We start from the raw sequence: 16,111 nt of genomic DNA, 5'->3' as shown, positions 1-16,111 counted from the left end.
TCCGAGCCCCGGCTCAAGGCCCTTCAGTCCCGGATCACTGCCATGCGCCTTCAGGCTCCTTCAAGGCTTTCCAGTTCCGACATCAGCCAAACGCGAAAGGTCTCGATTAAAGAACCCGGGGTATTCCGCCCTGCCCCGCAGATGAATTTATAGGAGATTTCCGGTTCAACCGATTTTTCAGACACGACACAGACGCGCCCCCGCTCGACGTCCTCGGAAATCAAGGCCCGGTCGGCCAACCCAACGCCCTGACCAGATCGCACCGCCGCAAGAATGGTATGCTGATCGTCAAAGATCAGGTTGGAATTAGCAGACGCCGCGCCAAGGTCCGTGCCGTCCAGCCATGCCTGCCACTCAGCTAAATCCCTGTAATGCAGACGGGGCATCTTCGGGTCTTCCAGCAACTCCACCGGATTGCGCACGGTTTGCAGCAACTCAGGACTACACACCGGGACCTGACGCTCGCGGAACACCTCTATCGCGGGACACCCCGCAGGCGGCTCAAGGCAATACTTGATCTGAATATCCCCGGCGCCGGGCGGCGGCGCGTCGGCCTCAAGATTGGTGAGATGCAGTTGAACACCGGGATTTTTCTCCAGAAAGCCCGCCACTCTTGGGGCAATAACCTTCATGGCAAAGAACGGACCGACACGTACCCGTAGCACCCGGTCCTTGCGATCGCGGCGGATCAGGGCAGTGCTCTCTGCGATCTCGTCAAAGCCGCGTTCACTGGCCTCCTGCAGCACCTTGCCTTCCTGTGTCAGGGAAACTCCTCTTGCACCGCGCAGAAACAGAGAAACGCCGAGGTTCTCTTCCAGTTGTCGCACCTGATGGCTGACCGCCCCCTGACTGACAGCCAGTTCGTCAGCGGCGCGGGTAAAACTGCCGTGGAACGCCACCGCCTCGAATGCCCGAAGAGCCTTAAGATTGGGAAGTTGACGCCGCTGCGGTCTAGAAAGCGCCTCGGTATTATTTTTTCTCATACCACAAATACTTCTTTTGCATTGTTTGCGAACGCCCTTTGATCCTAATTCTTAAGCAATGTGGACGTGGTGGTGCAATATCACCAAACGTTCCAAAAAACTAATACATTGCCCAAACTAGCGCCACCCGCTACGGGCTCAACAGGTGAGACACGAAAACATGACAGCCTTTGCCCCCTTCAAGCTGCCCTGCGCAGTTTTCCTGACTGCAAGTCTGGCCCTCCCAGCTGCTGCCGAGACCCTGCGGATTGGCACAGAAGGTGCCTACGCACCCTTCAATTTTGTGACTGAAGACGGCTCTCTCAAAGGGTTCGACGTGGATATCGGCAACGCTTTGTGCATGCAGATGCAGGTAGAGTGTGAATGGAGCACCCACGAATGGGGCGGCATCATACCCGCTCTCAACGCGAAAAAATTCGATGTGATGGTGGCCTCCATGGCCATCACCGAGAAGCGCCAGGAAAAGGTCCGTTTTTCCTCGCCCTATTATTTCAACGCCATGCGCTTTGCCGCGCTGAAAGAACTGGAACTGGACACTGCCACCCCTGCCAGCCTTGAAGGCATGGTCATTGGCACACAGTCCGGATCGGTTGCTGTGACTGTTCTGCAGGAGTATTTCCCGGAGAATGAAATCAAGCTTTATCCGAAGCTGGGCGAAGCCTTACTTGATATGGAAAGCGGTCGGCTAGATCTGGTTTTGGAAAGTAAATTCAGCATCGGGGACTGGATGGCGGACGGTACCGATTGCTGCGCTTTCGTGGGCGAAGACTTCCTGATGGACGGTACCATCGGGGCGGGTATTGCCATGCGATTGGAGGATGAAAAGCTGCAAACACGCATTGACGACGCTCTGGCCGCGATCATCGCCAACGGCACCTATGACGACATCCGCGCCAAATACTTTGGATTCGACATCCGCTCGCAACCCCGCATGGTCAGCGATCTATTCGAAGGCTGAACAGAAAGGCCTCAGTCGCCATAGCACAGAAACCGGCGACAGGGCCTGAAACTTCCCCCACCTGGATGACTCCATGGAATTACTTTCCCTTCTGACCCCCGGTCCCACCGGTTGGGGGGACGAACTTCTTATCGGTCTCAGCATGACTCTTGGGCTGGCTCTGGCCACCTTTCCGGTCTCGATCATGTTGTCGTTCCTGATTCACTGGGCGCGCAGCTCCCGGAGGCGACCGCTGCGGTATCTGGCGCAGATGCATGTTTCGATCTTCAAAAGCCTGCCCGAGATTCTGACATTGCTGATCATCTACTACCAATCGCAGGTCGTAATCAGCTGGGTAGCGGATTATGCCGGGCTCGACAGCACGCTGTCGATCAGCCCCTTTCTGGCCGGTCTGATCGCACTAAGCCTGGTCATCAGCGCCTATGGCAGCGAAGTGGTGCGCGGCGCCCTTCAGGCCATTGGCAAAGGTCAGGTCGAGGCGGCTCAGGCGCTTGGGCTGTCACGGTTCCACTGTTTTTGGAAGGTTGTCCTGCCTCAGTTCTGGCGCCATGCCCTGCCTGGGCTTGGCAATCTCTGGGTGATCCTACTGAAGGACACCTCGCTGGTATCCGTGATCGCGCTCAGCGACCTGACCCATGTGGCCGCCCTGGCCATCAACACCACCCGGGAGCCGTTCTTCTTCTACCTTGTGATTGCGGCCATCTACATTAGCCTGGTGATCTTTTCGTCCTGGATCCAGAAACGGCTTGAGAGGCGTGCCGCGCGCGGCTTTGTCGCCGGAGGGCGCGCCCATGCTTGACCTTTGGTTCGATTACAAAGACTTGTGGCTTTCGGGGCTCAAGGTCACTGCCAGCCTGACCCTCCTTGCCATCCTGCTGGGATTTGTGCTGGCCCTTCCCATCGGCGTCGCCCGGGCGCGCAACCGGGGCCTCAGCGGCGTTCTGGCCTACGGCTATGTGATTTTTTTCCGGGGCATGCCGCTGCTGGTGCTGCTGTTCCTGGTCTACTATGGCGCCGGCGAGTTCAGCCGGGACCTGCGGTCGCTTGGCCTTTGGTGGTTCTTCCGGGACGCCTACTACTGCGGCCTGCTGGCGCTCGTGCTGAACACCGCCGCCTATCAGGCAGAAATCATTCGCGGCAGTCTCAACGGTATTCCCAGTTCCATCAGGGAAGCCAATGCGGCGCTTAACCTGACGCGCTGGACGGCCTTCCGCCGCGTTCTGTTTCCGATTGCCATCGCCCGCGCTCTTCCCGGGCTTGGCAATGAATTCATCCTGCTGCTCAAAGCCACCTCTCTGCTGGCCATCATCACTATCTTTGATCTGATGGGACAAGCCCGTTTCATCTTCTCCGAAACCTTTGATCTGCGTGCCTATTACGTTGCCGCCCTGCATTACCTCGTACTGGTGCTGGTGCTGGAATGGCTCTTGCGCCGGATCGAAAGGCGCAACGCCTGGGCAGCCTGAGCCCCCAGAGAAAGGACACGCTTTATGGCTGACACCCGCGCTATATCCATTCAAGCCCTGAACAAGTACTACGGCAGCTTCCACGCGTTGAAGAACGTGACACTGACCGTGGAAAAGGGCGAACGGATCGTCATTTGCGGCCCATCCGGATCCGGGAAATCCACCCTGATCCGGTGCATCAACGGGCTAGAGGATCATCAGTCCGGTAGTCTCACGGTTGACGGCGTCACCCTTTCGGACGAAGCCGCAGTGCTGCGTCAGGTTCGGGCCCGGGCGGGCATGGTCTTCCAGCATTTCAATCTGTACCCGCACCTCTCAGTGCTCGACAACTGCACGCTTTCGCCGACCTGCACGCTGCGCCTCGACAAGGCGACAGCAAGACGGCAGGCGATGGAACTCCTGTCACGGGTGGGCATGGTGGATCACGCAGGGAAATTCCCGTCACAGTTGTCCGGTGGTCAGCAACAGCGCGCCGCGATTGCGCGCAGCCTGTGCATGATGCCCGACATCATGCTGTTCGACGAACCAACCTCGGCGCTGGATCCGGAATCGATTGGCGAGGTTCTGGACGTCATGACCGATCTTGCCCGCGACGGGATGACAATGGTCTGCGTCACGCACGAGATGGGATTTGCCCGCAAGGCGGCGGATCGCATCGTTTTCATGGATGCCGGGCAGATACTGGAGATCAACACCCCCGAGGCCTTTTTCGCAACCCCGGAAACCGACCGGGCGCGCACATTCATCAACCAGGTGATCGGCCACTAAGAACCGGTCACTGCATTCTGAGCCGGGCCACCGCCCGGCACATTTCCCCTTTTGGCACAAAGGATAAAAGACATGAGCTTCCGTGTCGCCATTATAGAATTCATAAACGAAAGCAACACCTTCACGGTCATGCGCACGGATATGAACGATTTCCATGCCAGCCATTATTTCAAGGGCGATGAAATCCTTGCAAAGTTCAAGGGCACCGGGTCCGAGGTCGGCGGTTGCATCGACGCCGCCGAAGACCACGGCTGGACACCTGTCTTCATCACTGCGGCCCATGCCGAACCAGGTGGCATCGTGACCGAGGAGACCCGCAGGGAAATCACCACGGAGTGCCTGCGCCGTCTGAAGGAACATGGCCCCTTTGACGGCGTATTCGCGGCGTTGCACGGCGCCATGGTCACGGAAACCGATCAGGATGGCGATAGCCAGTTTCTGCGCGAGATCCGATCGGTTGTCGGACCGCAGGTGCCCTTGGCCATCACCCTGGACCTGCATGCCAATATCTTTGATGAGATGGCAGACCTGGCACAGATTGCCGTCTCCTTCCGCACCTATCCGCATGTGGATATGCATAAAGTGGGCCACGAGGCAGCAGGCCTGCTTCACAGGGCCATGACCGGGGATATAACACCCAAACTGACCATTGAACGCCCTGCGATGCTGCTGGGCTGCGACGACGGGCGTACCACCGAAGGCGGACCAATGTGCCGCCTGTTGGAAAACGCCGCTGAAGAAATGAAGGCCCCGGGAGTCCTGAATGTTGCGATCAATGCCGGGTTCACGGATGCAGACGTCTGGGCCGCTGGGCCAAGCGTTCTGGTCACCCATGACACCGCCAGGGTCGACGCCGCAACCGCTGCCGGGATTGGCTCCCGTATCTGTGACCAGATCTGGGCTTTTCGCGACGAATGGAACCTGCCGGTTTCCCTGCCTGAGTGCATCACCCAGGTTCAAGAGCAGTTACAGCAAAAGCCGACGCCGCAAGGCCCGATTGTCGTAGCTGATTATTCTGACAATCCGGGTTCCGGTGCCTATAGTGACTGCACGGCGATGATCGCCGCCCTGCTGGACGCCGGGATCACCAACGCGGCCGCTGGCGCGCTGTGGGATCCTGCGGCGGCCACGGAACTGGCGGAGGCCGGGATTGGAGCACAGGTCACGCTCAGTATCGGGGGGAAATGCGACCCTTCGGTCGGCGGCGGTCCGCTTGAACTCACCGGAGAGGTGCGCGCCATCAGCGACGGTGCCTTCACGTTCGAAGGGCCGATGTTCACCGGGTTGCCCGGCTCGACCGGGATAAGCGTGTGTTTCCGGGTCGAGGGGATCGACATCATGATCGTCACGGACCGCATGCAGATGCTGGATCAGAATATCTTTCGCCTGATCGGCATCGAACCGGCAAGCAAATCGGTCCTCGCCGTGAAGTCGATGCAGCATTTCAAGGGCGCCTTCGCTCCCATCGCCTCAGCGATCATCACCGCCGACGCAGGCGGGCTTTGCACCCCGGATGTCAGCAAGCGCAGATACACCCGCCTGCGCCGCCCGGTTTTTCCTCTGGAGACGCTTCATGCCTGAAATTCATGACATCGCAATTATTGGCGGCGGCATTGCCGGAGCTTCACTTGCCTATTTTTGAACGATCGGCGTTTCGAAGGTGGTGTTCAGTTCTTCGACAGCGCGCAAGAGTGCGGTCTCGATCCAAACCAGCAGGCCGTTTGGTTGATAACATGCTTTCGTCGCGATCATTTATCGCCAGACAGTGGCCAGCTGTTCGAATAGGGCTGCGATGGTAGGCGCGGATTTGCGGGCCTCTAGTGAAAGCATCACCAGACAGGCCGGTATGCTTTGGGTCTCGCACAGGCTCAGGCTGTAGGAGTGCTGCTGATCGAGCGCGATGTTTTCGCGGCACAGGCACAGGCCAACCCCGGCGCGGACCATCTCCAGCATCGACGCCTCATGATCGACCAGCGCGACAGTGTTCTGCGTACAGCCGTGGTCCTGAAAGATCCTGCTCAATAGACGATTATGAACAGAAACCGCGCTGGTCCCGATCCACGGCAGCTGCGCCAGGTCGCACCAGTCGGCGCGGGCGACCCGGGCCTCCCAGCCGACGGGGGCGATGATGCGGTAGTTGAAGGTGGCGAGCAGCTGCACCTGCAAGGGGACCCCTGCCGCGAGATCGTCGACCGCGCCGGGATCTGTCAGGTAGAACCCCGCGTCGATCTGGCCGCGGCGCAGCTTTTCGAGGATATCGCCACTAATACCATGCACCAGTTCCGTGGCAATGCCGGGGTAAGTTTCGCCCAAGTGGCTCAACAGGCGACCCAAGCGGATGAACTCAGGGTCCACGATCGTTCCGATCCGCAGCGTGCCCAAGACCTGACCGACTTGGCTGCTTGCACTTTGCTGGAACTCTGCCATGGCACTCAAGACGGCCTCAGCCTTTGGCAGCAGCGCCTTGCCGTCCGGCGTCAAGTTCAGCCCGTGCGGCGCACGCTTGAAAAAGGTCACCCCAGTTTCTTCGCTCAGACGCCTGATCTGGTGACTAAGCGCCGGCTGCGTCAGGTTCAGCACCTCCGCCGCGCGGGACACGCTGCCCTCACGGGCGACCGTGATAAAGGCGAGGATACTGTTGAGATTGGAGAATCTTTCCATATTACCAATTTTAATATCAGTCAGTGATATATGTCATTAGGATTGTTCCGCGCGCCTCTCTACACCGGGATGTGTTGATGGGCAGGGAGGAGCCTTCGACCCGAAAGCCCCCAGATAGGATGGGGCCGCGGGGAGACCTCGGTTGCCCGGCAGATCGAGGGGGAAGACATGGCCGACGCCGCAACAGAGTTCGATTTCATCGTCATTGGTGGCGGGTCTGCTGGCTGCCTTCTGGCCAACAGGCTCAGCGCCGATCCGGGCAACCGTGTCCTGTTGCTGGAAGCCGGCAAGAGGGATACCTATCCGTGGATCCACGTGCCGGTGGGCTACCTATATTGTATCGGCAATCCGCGCACCGATTGGATGTACAACACCGAGGCCGACAAGGGGCTGAACGGGCGCAGCCTGCGCTACCCGCGCGGCAAGACGCTGGGCGGCTGTTCGTCTATCAACGGCATGATCTACATGCGCGGTCAGGCCCGCGACTACGAAAACTGGGCCGCGCTAACCGGCGAAGACGACTGGTCCTGGGACGGCGCGCTGCGCGATTTCAAGGCACATGAAGACCATTACAAGCTGGATGACGGGGCCGACCCCAAGGTGGGGAACAACGAGCGTTTCTCCGATATGCATGGCCATGGCGGCGAATGGCGAGTGGAAAAGCAGCGCCTGCGCTGGGACGTGCTGGACAGCTTTGCCGATGCAGCCGAAGAGGCCGGGATCGACAAGACCGATGATTTCAACAGCGGCGACAATGCGGGAGTCGGCTATTTCGACGTAAACCAGCGGTCGGGCTGGCGTTGGAACACCTCCAAGGCCTTCCTGAAGCCCGCCAGAGCGCGGCGCAACCTGACGACCTGGACCGAGGCGCAGGTCGAAAAACTGACCTTCGAGAAGGACGCCAGCGGTGCACTGCGCTGTTCCGGCGCGCTGGTTAATCACAAGAGCCGAACCGTCACCGTGACGGCCCGACGCGAGACGGTGCTGTCGGCCGGGGCGATCAACTCGCCGCAGATCCTGCAATTGTCGGGGATCGGCCCGTCGGCTCTACTGCGTGAGCATGGCATCAAAGTGCTGAAAGACACCCCCGTGGGCGAAAACCTGCAAGATCACCTGCAAATTCGTACGGTCTTCAAGGTGAGCGGCACCCGCACGCTCAACGCGCTGACCAGCACCCTTTTCGGCAAGGCGATGATCGGCGCGGAATATGCGCTGAAACGATCCGGCCCGATGAGCATGGCGCCCAGCCAGTTGGGGGCCTTTACCCGCTCTGACCCGAACCAGCCCCATGCCAATCTTGAATACCACGTGCAGCCGCTCAGCCTTGATGCATTTGGAGAGCCGCTGCACGACTTCCCGGCCATCACGGTCAGCGTCTGCAACCTGAACCCCACCAGCCGGGGCCATGTGCGCATCCGGTCCGCCAACTTCCGCGACACACCGATGATTTCGCCCAACTACCTGACGACCGAGGAGGACCGGAAGGTCGCCGCCGACAGCCTGCGGCAGGTCCGCCGGATCATGTCGCAGCCCGCGATGGCAAGCTACCAGCCTGAGGAATTCAAACCGGGCGTCCAGTACCAGAGCGACGAGGAGCTCGCCAAGCTGGCCGGAGACATCGCCAACACGATCTTTCACCCTGTAGGGACCGTGAAGATGGGGCGCGAGGGTGATGACAGTGCCGTTCTGGACCCTCACCTGCGGCTGAAGGGCGTGGCCGGGCTGCGCGTCATTGATGCCAGCATCATGCCCGAGATCACCAGTGGCAACACCAATTCCCCGACGCTCATGATAGCAGAAAAGGCGGCCCGCTGGATCCTGTCCGACCGATGACACGCCTGTCCGAAATATCATGCACAATTCATTCTCAAAACTGCCTCTACCAAGGTCAAAGCAGTTGATTTCGGGCAATAATATATAGCCGAGCCTGCCGTGACGATGTTGTTGGGGGATCTGGGCGCAACGGTCGTGCATATTGCCCCGCCAGACGGCCCGGTGTTGGACAGCCCGGCCAATGCGATCCTGATGCGCAACAAGCTCATCGTGAATCTTGACCTCAAGTCCGACGACGGGCTGGCCAAGGCACGCGCGCTCTGCGCCGAAGCCGACATTATCGTCGAGAACCTCCGCCCCGGCAAACTCGACGCGCTAGGGATCGACTTTGCCGCCATGCGCAAAGAGTCCCCCTCACGATCCTCGGCTTTGCGTCGGACGATCTGGAACGACGCGAGCAGCGCGCCTTTGAAAGCGCCGTCGCGGCCAGTTCCGGCGTGTTCACCGACATGGGGCTACACGAGTAATCCAAGGAGGGAATTCAGATGGCCTTACAGACACTGAACTCTAGCGTGATCCATCTATGTTCCGCAAACACGCCATGCCGGGGCTGAGCGGCTCTTCATTTGGTTTAGCAACAATAAACTTACAGCCTCACTTAACGGCCCCTCTTTCACAGCTACCCCTTCGCTTTCTTTCCCTAGGGATCAACCAGAAAGGCTTTTGGATGGAACTGGCCACGATCCGCATGGGCTAACATCTTTCGGGGTCAGGTTGGCGTTCAAATAGGCTGAGGAGTTTACTTTGACTTATGAAAGAGAGAAGGCGCTGCAGGTCATAACGCTCAGGTAAGTGCTCTTACTGGCATTAATCTGTTTGGCCGCTGGTTGAAACTACCTGTAGAATGTAAAAAAGTGCCCCTCAACTTGGGGCACTTCCCAGTTTTTGTGGGTCACCTAGGGCACCTTTTGGTACCCGGTTCAGATGCCACAAAAGGCGATCTCAAACCCAGTTGGTTTCCATGACGAACCCCAGTCTGGCAATGATCACATCTCTGTCTCTTCGAAAGAAGTCCCCCCATAAGCCAATGAAATAAAATACATATATCCTAAATTCTCTTGCTCTCTCCGACCTTACAAGACACGACGATGAAGGGGGCATGTATTTAACCTCCGCTTTGGAAACTGGAGGGTTGAATGTTCCTAGAAGACGTTTTCTTGGAAAAGACAAAAAGTGACCTGAGCGAATAGCCGTTGGCCGGTCGTTTTCTTTGCTTGACCGCTCCTTCGACTGGGACCCGTACGTCGCGAAGCCCTAACGTGCTCTCCAGCGATTGCGGGAACTGAAAAGCGGCTCATTGGCCCCGGCTGGCCTGCGTTGGCCACACATCTACGCCTTGAGACGGACCGGCTCGCCGATCTGTTAGTTGAGCTCGGGACACAGGGGAAACCGACGCTCTTCATTGATGGATTAGCGCGCTTAATCCGGCGCACCGTGCCCGTCCTCCCCCATGCCCCCCCCGGGGGGGGGGGGGCGGACATGCTTTTGATAACGATCAGGCCGGGGCCTAAGCGCCCAGCACTAACAGCAAAGCCGGGCACCAGCCCGGCCCCAAAACACAAGCTGCCCCGCCGGAGGCGCTAATCACGGCGGGCAGCCCCCCAGCAGCTTTCCAAAATTCACAGCACAACGCGGCATCCGCCGAAAAAGGGGGGTGATTGTAGCACCCCCCTCTGGAAATACAGCCCCCACAAGGAACCACACCAATGCATATCGTCCATCGCGGATTTGATACAATCGCCCTGTCCATCCAAGCCAATATCTCAGCAGACCTGTTTAAGATTTTGGACGCAGAGCGCGAGAAGGCCGAGGAAGTCAGAAAACCTATCCCCTTCACTTATGGAGGCGCAGAATTTGACGTCCTTCCCCATGGCGGCAACGGCTACCGTTTCATTCTCAAAGGCGGCCCTCTGGATGTTACATGGTTTTTAAAGAAGCCCAATGCCCGTGATCCATGGGGCATTCGCGTCTCGGTTGGATCAACACTTCTGGCAACACAAGGCTTGGGCTTTGCTCGTGCCTACATCGACAAAATGTTAGAACGGCTCGGAGTTTCTTTTGAAAACCATCAGGTAAGTATCGCGCGCGTGGATTTCTGCATTGATATCCTTGCACCAGATTTCGAACTGACACCTGAACATTTTGTCATTCACAGCCATGCCAATCGAGGCGACTATCTCGCTGCAGATGACGACACGCGCAGCAATGGGAAATCAGGTCGTTTCACGTCTGTCACGATTGGCAAAATGCCCGGACGACAAGTGATCATCTACGACAAGCGCCGTGAAGTGATAGACAAGCACAAACCAATCTGGTGGGATATCTGGAATGCTAATCTTGAACGGGACGCCCTACCATCGCTGGACCCCACGCAGGCCAGCACAAGCCGTGTATGGCGTATCGAGGTACGTGCAGGCAAAGACCTTCTCAAAGACCGCTGGCAGGTCCGCACATGGGCGCAGCTTGATGCCATGTTTGGCGACATCGTGGCCGAAGCTTTTGAAAAAATCCGCTACTGTGAACCCTCTGATGACGGCAACCGCGCTCGCTGGCCCAATCACGAGATTTGGGATTTGGCGGCGGTGTCATCTGATGATGACCTCATGGAAATGCGAAGCCACATTGACCCAACCCAAATCAAATACGTTCACCGCCAAGAATATATCCGCTTGATCCTCGCCCAAGTCGTCGGCAACGCGACCACTCTAGCCGCCCTAGAAGGCGTCGACGATATCGAACTGGTCGACTACATGGAGCAGATTGGCGACCGCTTGGCGAGCATGGTTGAAGGCGACCGTGAAAAGGCTTTTCGCAAGCTAGACGAAGCCAAAGAACGCTATCGGTTTATTGGATAAAATGAAACTAGATCATCGCCGCGCAAATGTTGTTACGCACAGACCCGAACCCTTACATAGCGGTGGGAACGGCCCTGAGCTGTCGATCGTCACCGGCGTCAGAAGCATTATCTGATCTACGGGTTAGCCTAGCGAACAATGCTGGCTGTCGACGCATAACCTTCATCCAATTTCTGTACGTTGATTAAGTGCGGGCGGTCGGGTATTCCTAAACGGTGAGCGACACTCATCCTGTGCTGAGAGAATGGCACATCAAATTGTATTTTGATCAGGAACTTTGATGCACCATCGATTTTCGTTTGTATTTTTGCTTGGTCTGGCGGCTTGCTCGACAACGGCAAACTTGTACCCAATCTCAGGACCACTGACAGAAGAAAACCCAATTCCAACATTGATTGCGACGGTTGACGGGATAACTGGAAATACCGGAAACTTTAACTTTACAATGCCAAATGGCTCTGCTTGTTCGGGCAAGTGGTCTTCTGTTGCACCCCAATTTGCGAGCGTCACAACTGGAACGCTCTTCGCAGAATATGGTTCAGTAGCTGGCTATTCCACGACTGTAGGAAACCTGCCGGGTGTGAATAGAGGGCAGGCATTCTCTACCTGCTCTGATAATACGCGGTTTGATATTGAGTTTTTCACTGGTAGCGGCACCGCCAATGGGTATGGGATCGCCAAGGATACAAGAGGTAATGTGTACAAGATGTTATTCTAGCTAAAAGGCGTTGCAGGAAAGTGTAACTTGGATCGAAGCGGGCCTTCGCCGCAGCTAGTAGTGATGGCGGCGTCTGACAGTCATTCTCAAAGGTGCTCTAACGCGGCCGATTTATTGCAATGGCAGCAAACTACGTAGAGCCGACGGTCTTGCCGGTCGCTCCGCCTATGCGCGCGCTTGGTGCCACCGACATCAACGGCCCATTCCGGACCTTCATCGTTGGTTCTTGATGCTGCGGCGCGGCCCGTCGAACCCGCCGTTCGCCGTAAATGCGAACCCCGGCAATAATCGGAGCTCGGCAACGCGGACAAAAGAGCCGATCGCTAGATCAACACAGTTGGTTGCTCCCAGCCTATATAGACACTGTTCGAGTTCCAACCTAAGGTTCTCCTTATTGAGATATACCTCAAAGGAGATAGTTTTTTTGCGAATAGCTCTTCTTACCACCCTGCTAATTGCGGGCTGTGCAACGGTTTCAGCGCCGATTGCCGCCAAACGTTTTGAAAGCCTGTCAACGTCTCATCTCTGGAGTCTGCACTACACAACTTCCGAGCCACTTGAGCTAAGTCTTATCGAGGTTGAACTCGCTACTCGAGGAGAGACGAACACCTATAGTGACTTTCTAGGCCGAACTACTGGATCAGCATATGGCCGCCAATTGTACGCCCGAGAAGTTGACGAAGCAGGTGATAGGGATTGTTCGGACTTCGCAAGTGCGGCTGCTGCGCAGAAATTCTTCTTGACGTCAGGCGGCCCTGTCGGAGACAGGAATGGCCTCGATCGTGATGGTGATGGACTGGCTTGTGAGTGGGGCGCGCAGCTCAAACGCGTCGCTTCAAAAGGGAGTAAAACAACGCGATCAATTCGCAGATCAAGCCGATGCTATGTCGGGCCACGAGGCGGAACCTATACGATCACCGCCAGCGGTCGGAAAAACTATGGTGGCTGCTAGATAGGAGCCGCGTCACAACGACGATGGGCCGTTAGCTGACGTAGAGCCCGAGGCCGCGTCCTATATTTCGGTCGATGCGTCTCAGCCCAGTCACGACATTCACGCGAGGTGCAGCACAGGCACGCTGCAGTCGCGAAGGTTTTCCGGAGAGCGGACCTTCGAACCGCTCAGATGACCAAGGTGACGCTGCACCTGCCAGACATGGTCATTAAACGAGGGCAAGTTCATCTTGTTACCCAAAAAATGTTCATGGATATTCTCAACGATTCTATGAACAAATGTCGGTATGAAGAATTATGTCTCAAGCACTTTCACAAACTCAAATAATTCGTTCACTTGGACAGGCTCTTGAGTGGTTTGAAAAAGAAATCGGATGGGGCGTCCCTCCAGGTGAGTTAGGCCACTTGACAGGTAGGATTGGAGAACTTTACGCGGCAATGGTGACGCGAGGGCAAATGGCTCTGGCCACAAACCAACGTGGCTACGATGTTGTGTCGATGGAGGGGGAGTACATTTCGGTCAAAACGGTCACCAGCTCGAATCATGTAAAGTTTCGTGCCAGCACTTTCGATATCGTGCAGCGCGTGATTATCCTCCGACTGGTGGTTGAAGATGATGCAGTTTCTATTGAAGAAATACTCGACTGTCCCGCAGATGAAATCCGCAAGAGGGGTGCAAGCGGAGATGGCAACTATATTGTGCCTATCAGCGGTTGGCGGGCGGAAGGAGGTGCCGAGCAGGCGTCTAACACAGGGCGCCAACGTCTATCTGTCTCAGAGCTTAAAAGACTTAAAGAGACCGGGAGTGCAAATTTTAAATCACACCGGATTGTTCAGTATGAGAACGGTTCAATTTTGGTGGAGACAGATGGCATGGTTCAGGAAGTCACAAAGCCTGTTCTTCGGGACATTGCCAAGCAAGTTGGTGTCGATATTCTCAATGGATCTGGGAACATGAAGAACACTCGATCACTTGGCGCGGACATAATCAATAGCCTGTCATAGCCTCACGGTAACGGTCCGCGAGGAAGCGCTGGCGGCCTATTGGTCCTGCAACGCTTATTTAGGTCCCATGTGCGGCTGACAGCAATCAGCCCAAAGCAGACATGACGTTCCGACACCACGGGCGGAAACCGTGCTTTCGCTGCGAACGAGATTTTTTGTTCCTGCCCTCTTAAAGCGGCCATTCACTTCAAGTCCTGATCCAAATAGCGTTGTTTGACAAGAGTGTGTTCTTGGCTCATCGCAACCTCTGAGGAGTGGAAGGTGAGAAAGGCGACTGGAACACGCAAAAGTCCTGGCTAGAGACGCGTAGAGGTTGTAACCCCTTAGCCTCTAAGTCTAGTGTTCTTTATTGCAAGTTATATTGGAATTTCTATGAGCAAAATCGGCATGTACGTATATCAGCTTTGCCTTAGCCACGCGCACAATCACCAGCCAGTCCAGTTGGCCACCGAAGGTTTAGGGTCAGAACTCAACGAATTTTTACCGCTTTTTGTGCGCGGAAAACGAACGTCGATGCAAAACAATAACATTGAGCGTAGCTGGCGGCTCGTTCCAGAGGACGACGACGGGAGAAGTCGTCATGGGATAGTCCGCTACGGAACCTATGGATTTAGCTCAGACATTATCGATCCCGAGGGTGAAGAAGGGAGAGAGATTCTCTTTAACCGAAGTGCGAACCATGTTGAAGAAATTCCACTCTATTACAAGTTTTGGGTTCCTGAGAACGGCAACTTCGGCTTCGCTGCATTCCAATCGTTCAGAGACCGTTCTTGCGTTGGCCAAGTTCTTGGCGAACTAGCACGAGAGTTCAATCAGAGGTATGACAATGTCAAACTTACGCCTCGAAAAGTAATGCCTGCAAATGACGCTGTTTACCGAAACTCTCCTGTTAAGAAATTGATATTGTCAAAGAAACGTGTCCCTAAGGATCGTGCTGAAATCCTTCGAAACCTGCCGCCGGAAGAATTGAATGTCGAACTGTCTTTTTCGGTTCTCAGAAATGGCCGTTTCGGCGTATTCTCAGATGTTGCACCGCAAATAAGAGGGGCGCGAGGCGGAGCGGCTTTTGTTTTTGACGGGATAGAGTTTGATGAGGCCAGTGCAATGGTGGCAATCGGGGGCACCTATATGAAGGTGGGTATAGTAGGTCCGTCTAACAATGCGGGCGTTATTGACATAAGCGACGATGTAATTTTGGGCGCAAATCAGCACCCGACTCTTGCATCGGTTGCGGAAGTGACTACCCGTGTTATTGGTGACTTCCGCGAGCAATACGGAATGCGGTGATGAAAATTGGATTGACTTCGGTCTTAAAGGCTCACTTCGAAACACTCCGAAATCTTGGCGATGCAAAGGTGAGCTGTCTGGATATTCTTGTTTTCTATGGCTTTCCAATTGCTTTGGGTATTGCTAGCTGGTTCGCCTGTTTGAAACTTTCCTCAGAGGTGTATTCAGCCTCTATCTCGGTATTCGCGATTTTTTCGGCTTTGCTTTTTAGCGTTCAAGTCGCCATGTACGGAGTATTTCGGTCTGATCGTAAAGTAACTGGCGACGCTATTTTGGATCGCGATCAACGCGAAAAGGCTGAAGATACTCGCAAACTCTTAAGGGAAATCAACGCTAACGTTTCCTACTTGATTTTTGTTTCGTGTGTTGCCGTCACGGTATTTCTTGTTTTTTTTGCGGCACCTATCCCGGAAGTAGTGGAGGCGGGTATCCTAATTGCGCTCTATGTGCATTTTCTCCTGACTGTCGCGATGGTCTTGAAACGCGCTCATGAAGTATTCGACGCAGAATATGCGAAACCACTGATTTTCAAAAAGGATGATCCTTAGACACAGGCTTCGGAAATGCCCACAATAAATTGGTTGGCCTCGGGGTCAGCGCCCGCAGCAAGGGCCGCGTCACGCAAT

15 protein-coding genes are annotated in these 16,111 nt (G+C 55.9%); 13 read left to right on the top strand and 2 right to left on the bottom strand.

The window, feature by feature from the left end; genetic code table 11:
• Positions 1-50 precede the first annotated feature (50 nt).
• Entirely contained in the window at positions 51-983 is a 933-nt protein-coding gene (locus tag LRK71_RS00250; RefSeq protein ID WP_232400279.1) for a LysR family transcriptional regulator, read from the bottom strand.
• Positions 984-1,143: 160 nt separating this feature from the next.
• Here LRK71_RS00250 and LRK71_RS00245 point away from each other — a divergent pair, with 160 nt between their 5' ends.
• From LRK71_RS00245 to LRK71_RS00225, 5 genes are all read left to right on the top strand, one after another.
• Positions 1,144-1,941, top strand: a complete 798-nt coding sequence (locus tag LRK71_RS00245; RefSeq protein ID WP_232400278.1) for a transporter substrate-binding domain-containing protein — start codon at positions 1,144-1,146, stop codon at positions 1,939-1,941.
• A 73-nt stretch (positions 1,942-2,014) separates the two neighbouring features.
• Positions 2,015-2,740, top strand: a complete 726-nt coding sequence (locus LRK71_RS00240) for an ABC transporter permease (RefSeq protein WP_232400277.1) — start codon at positions 2,015-2,017, stop codon at positions 2,738-2,740.
• The gene (locus LRK71_RS00235; protein WP_232400276.1) at positions 2,733-3,407 is read left to right on the top strand and encodes an ABC transporter permease subunit; all 675 of its coding nucleotides are present in this window, start codon (positions 2,733-2,735) and stop codon (positions 3,405-3,407) included. The genes LRK71_RS00240 and LRK71_RS00235 overlap by 8 nt, the downstream gene beginning before the upstream one ends.
• A gap of 24 nt (positions 3,408-3,431) precedes the next feature.
• The gene (locus tag LRK71_RS00230) at positions 3,432-4,175 is read left to right on the top strand and encodes an amino acid ABC transporter ATP-binding protein (RefSeq protein WP_232400274.1); all 744 of its coding nucleotides are present in this window, start codon (positions 3,432-3,434) and stop codon (positions 4,173-4,175) included.
• Positions 4,176-4,247: 72 nt separating this feature from the next.
• A complete protein-coding gene (locus LRK71_RS00225) occupies positions 4,248-5,756 on the top strand; it encodes a M81 family metallopeptidase (RefSeq protein ID WP_232400272.1) in 1,509 nt (502 codons plus the stop codon).
• Between the two features lie 171 nt (positions 5,757-5,927).
• Here the strand turns inward: LRK71_RS00225 and LRK71_RS00220 are convergent, their stop codons facing one another.
• Positions 5,928-6,836 (bottom strand): LysR family transcriptional regulator, encoded by a 909-nt coding sequence (locus LRK71_RS00220; protein WP_232400270.1) that lies wholly within the window; start codon positions 6,834-6,836, stop codon positions 5,928-5,930.
• Between the two features lie 168 nt (positions 6,837-7,004).
• On the opposite strand from LRK71_RS00220, the gene LRK71_RS00215 reads away from it, so the two are divergent.
• From LRK71_RS00215 to LRK71_RS00180, 8 genes are all read left to right on the top strand, one after another.
• A complete protein-coding gene (locus LRK71_RS00215; RefSeq protein WP_232400268.1) occupies positions 7,005-8,669 on the top strand; it encodes a GMC family oxidoreductase in 1,665 nt (554 codons plus the stop codon).
• A gap of 105 nt (positions 8,670-8,774) precedes the next feature.
• Complete coding sequence (locus LRK71_RS00210; protein ID WP_232401105.1) at positions 8,775-9,173, top strand: CoA transferase; 399 nt, start codon at positions 8,775-8,777, stop codon at positions 9,171-9,173.
• 1,202 nt (positions 9,174-10,375) lie between these two features.
• Positions 10,376-11,524 carry a replication initiation factor domain-containing protein gene (locus LRK71_RS00205; RefSeq protein ID WP_232400266.1) on the top strand — a complete coding sequence of 383 codons (1,149 nt, stop codon included), beginning with the start codon at positions 10,376-10,378 and terminating at the stop codon, positions 11,522-11,524.
• Between the two features lie 280 nt (positions 11,525-11,804).
• Entirely contained in the window at positions 11,805-12,242 is a 438-nt protein-coding gene (locus tag LRK71_RS00200) for a hypothetical protein (RefSeq protein WP_232400264.1), read from the top strand.
• 229 nt (positions 12,243-12,471) lie between these two features.
• Positions 12,472-13,194, top strand: coding sequence for an excalibur calcium-binding domain-containing protein (locus LRK71_RS00195; protein ID WP_232400262.1), 723 nt, complete (start codon positions 12,472-12,474; stop codon positions 13,192-13,194).
• 296 nt (positions 13,195-13,490) lie between these two features.
• Positions 13,491-14,198, top strand: coding sequence for a DUF6998 domain-containing protein (locus tag LRK71_RS00190; protein WP_232400261.1), 708 nt, complete (start codon positions 13,491-13,493; stop codon positions 14,196-14,198).
• Between the two features lie 372 nt (positions 14,199-14,570).
• Positions 14,571-15,485, top strand: a complete 915-nt coding sequence (locus LRK71_RS00185) for a hypothetical protein (RefSeq protein ID WP_232400260.1) — start codon at positions 14,571-14,573, stop codon at positions 15,483-15,485.
• Positions 15,485-16,033, top strand: coding sequence for a hypothetical protein (locus LRK71_RS00180; protein ID WP_232400259.1), 549 nt, complete (start codon positions 15,485-15,487; stop codon positions 16,031-16,033). Before LRK71_RS00185 ends, LRK71_RS00180 begins: the two co-directional genes overlap by 1 nt.
• The last annotated feature ends 78 nt before the right edge of the window (positions 16,034-16,111 follow it).

It is taken from the genome of Pseudophaeobacter flagellatus (assembly GCF_021228235.1).
GTDB lineage: Bacteria > Pseudomonadota > Alphaproteobacteria > Rhodobacterales > Rhodobacteraceae > Pseudophaeobacter > Pseudophaeobacter flagellatus.
Note: the sequence above shows the minus strand (reverse complement) of the source record. Positions and strands in the feature narration are given on the sequence as shown.

Coding starts and splice junctions, on each gene's coding strand:
- LRK71_RS00250 (WP_232400279.1), bottom strand. CDS start 983: ATGAGAAAAAATAATACCGAGGCGCTTTCTAGACCGCAGCGGCGTCAA.
- LRK71_RS00245 (WP_232400278.1), top strand. CDS start 1,144: ATGACAGCCTTTGCCCCCTTCAAGCTGCCCTGCGCAGTTTTCCTGACT.
- LRK71_RS00240 (WP_232400277.1), top strand. CDS start 2,015: ATGGAATTACTTTCCCTTCTGACCCCCGGTCCCACCGGTTGGGGGGAC.
- LRK71_RS00235 (WP_232400276.1), top strand. CDS start 2,733: ATGCTTGACCTTTGGTTCGATTACAAAGACTTGTGGCTTTCGGGGCTC.
- LRK71_RS00230 (WP_232400274.1), top strand. CDS start 3,432: ATGGCTGACACCCGCGCTATATCCATTCAAGCCCTGAACAAGTACTAC.
- LRK71_RS00225 (WP_232400272.1), top strand. CDS start 4,248: ATGAGCTTCCGTGTCGCCATTATAGAATTCATAAACGAAAGCAACACC.
- LRK71_RS00220 (WP_232400270.1), bottom strand. CDS start 6,836: ATGGAAAGATTCTCCAATCTCAACAGTATCCTCGCCTTTATCACGGTC.
- LRK71_RS00215 (WP_232400268.1), top strand. CDS start 7,005: ATGGCCGACGCCGCAACAGAGTTCGATTTCATCGTCATTGGTGGCGGG.
- LRK71_RS00210 (WP_232401105.1), top strand. CDS start 8,775: ATGTTGTTGGGGGATCTGGGCGCAACGGTCGTGCATATTGCCCCGCCA.
- LRK71_RS00205 (WP_232400266.1), top strand. CDS start 10,376: ATGCATATCGTCCATCGCGGATTTGATACAATCGCCCTGTCCATCCAA.
- LRK71_RS00200 (WP_232400264.1), top strand. CDS start 11,805: ATGCACCATCGATTTTCGTTTGTATTTTTGCTTGGTCTGGCGGCTTGC.
- LRK71_RS00195 (WP_232400262.1), top strand. CDS start 12,472: ATGCTGCGGCGCGGCCCGTCGAACCCGCCGTTCGCCGTAAATGCGAAC.
- LRK71_RS00190 (WP_232400261.1), top strand. CDS start 13,491: ATGTCTCAAGCACTTTCACAAACTCAAATAATTCGTTCACTTGGACAG.
- LRK71_RS00185 (WP_232400260.1), top strand. CDS start 14,571: ATGAGCAAAATCGGCATGTACGTATATCAGCTTTGCCTTAGCCACGCG.
- LRK71_RS00180 (WP_232400259.1), top strand. CDS start 15,485: ATGAAAATTGGATTGACTTCGGTCTTAAAGGCTCACTTCGAAACACTC.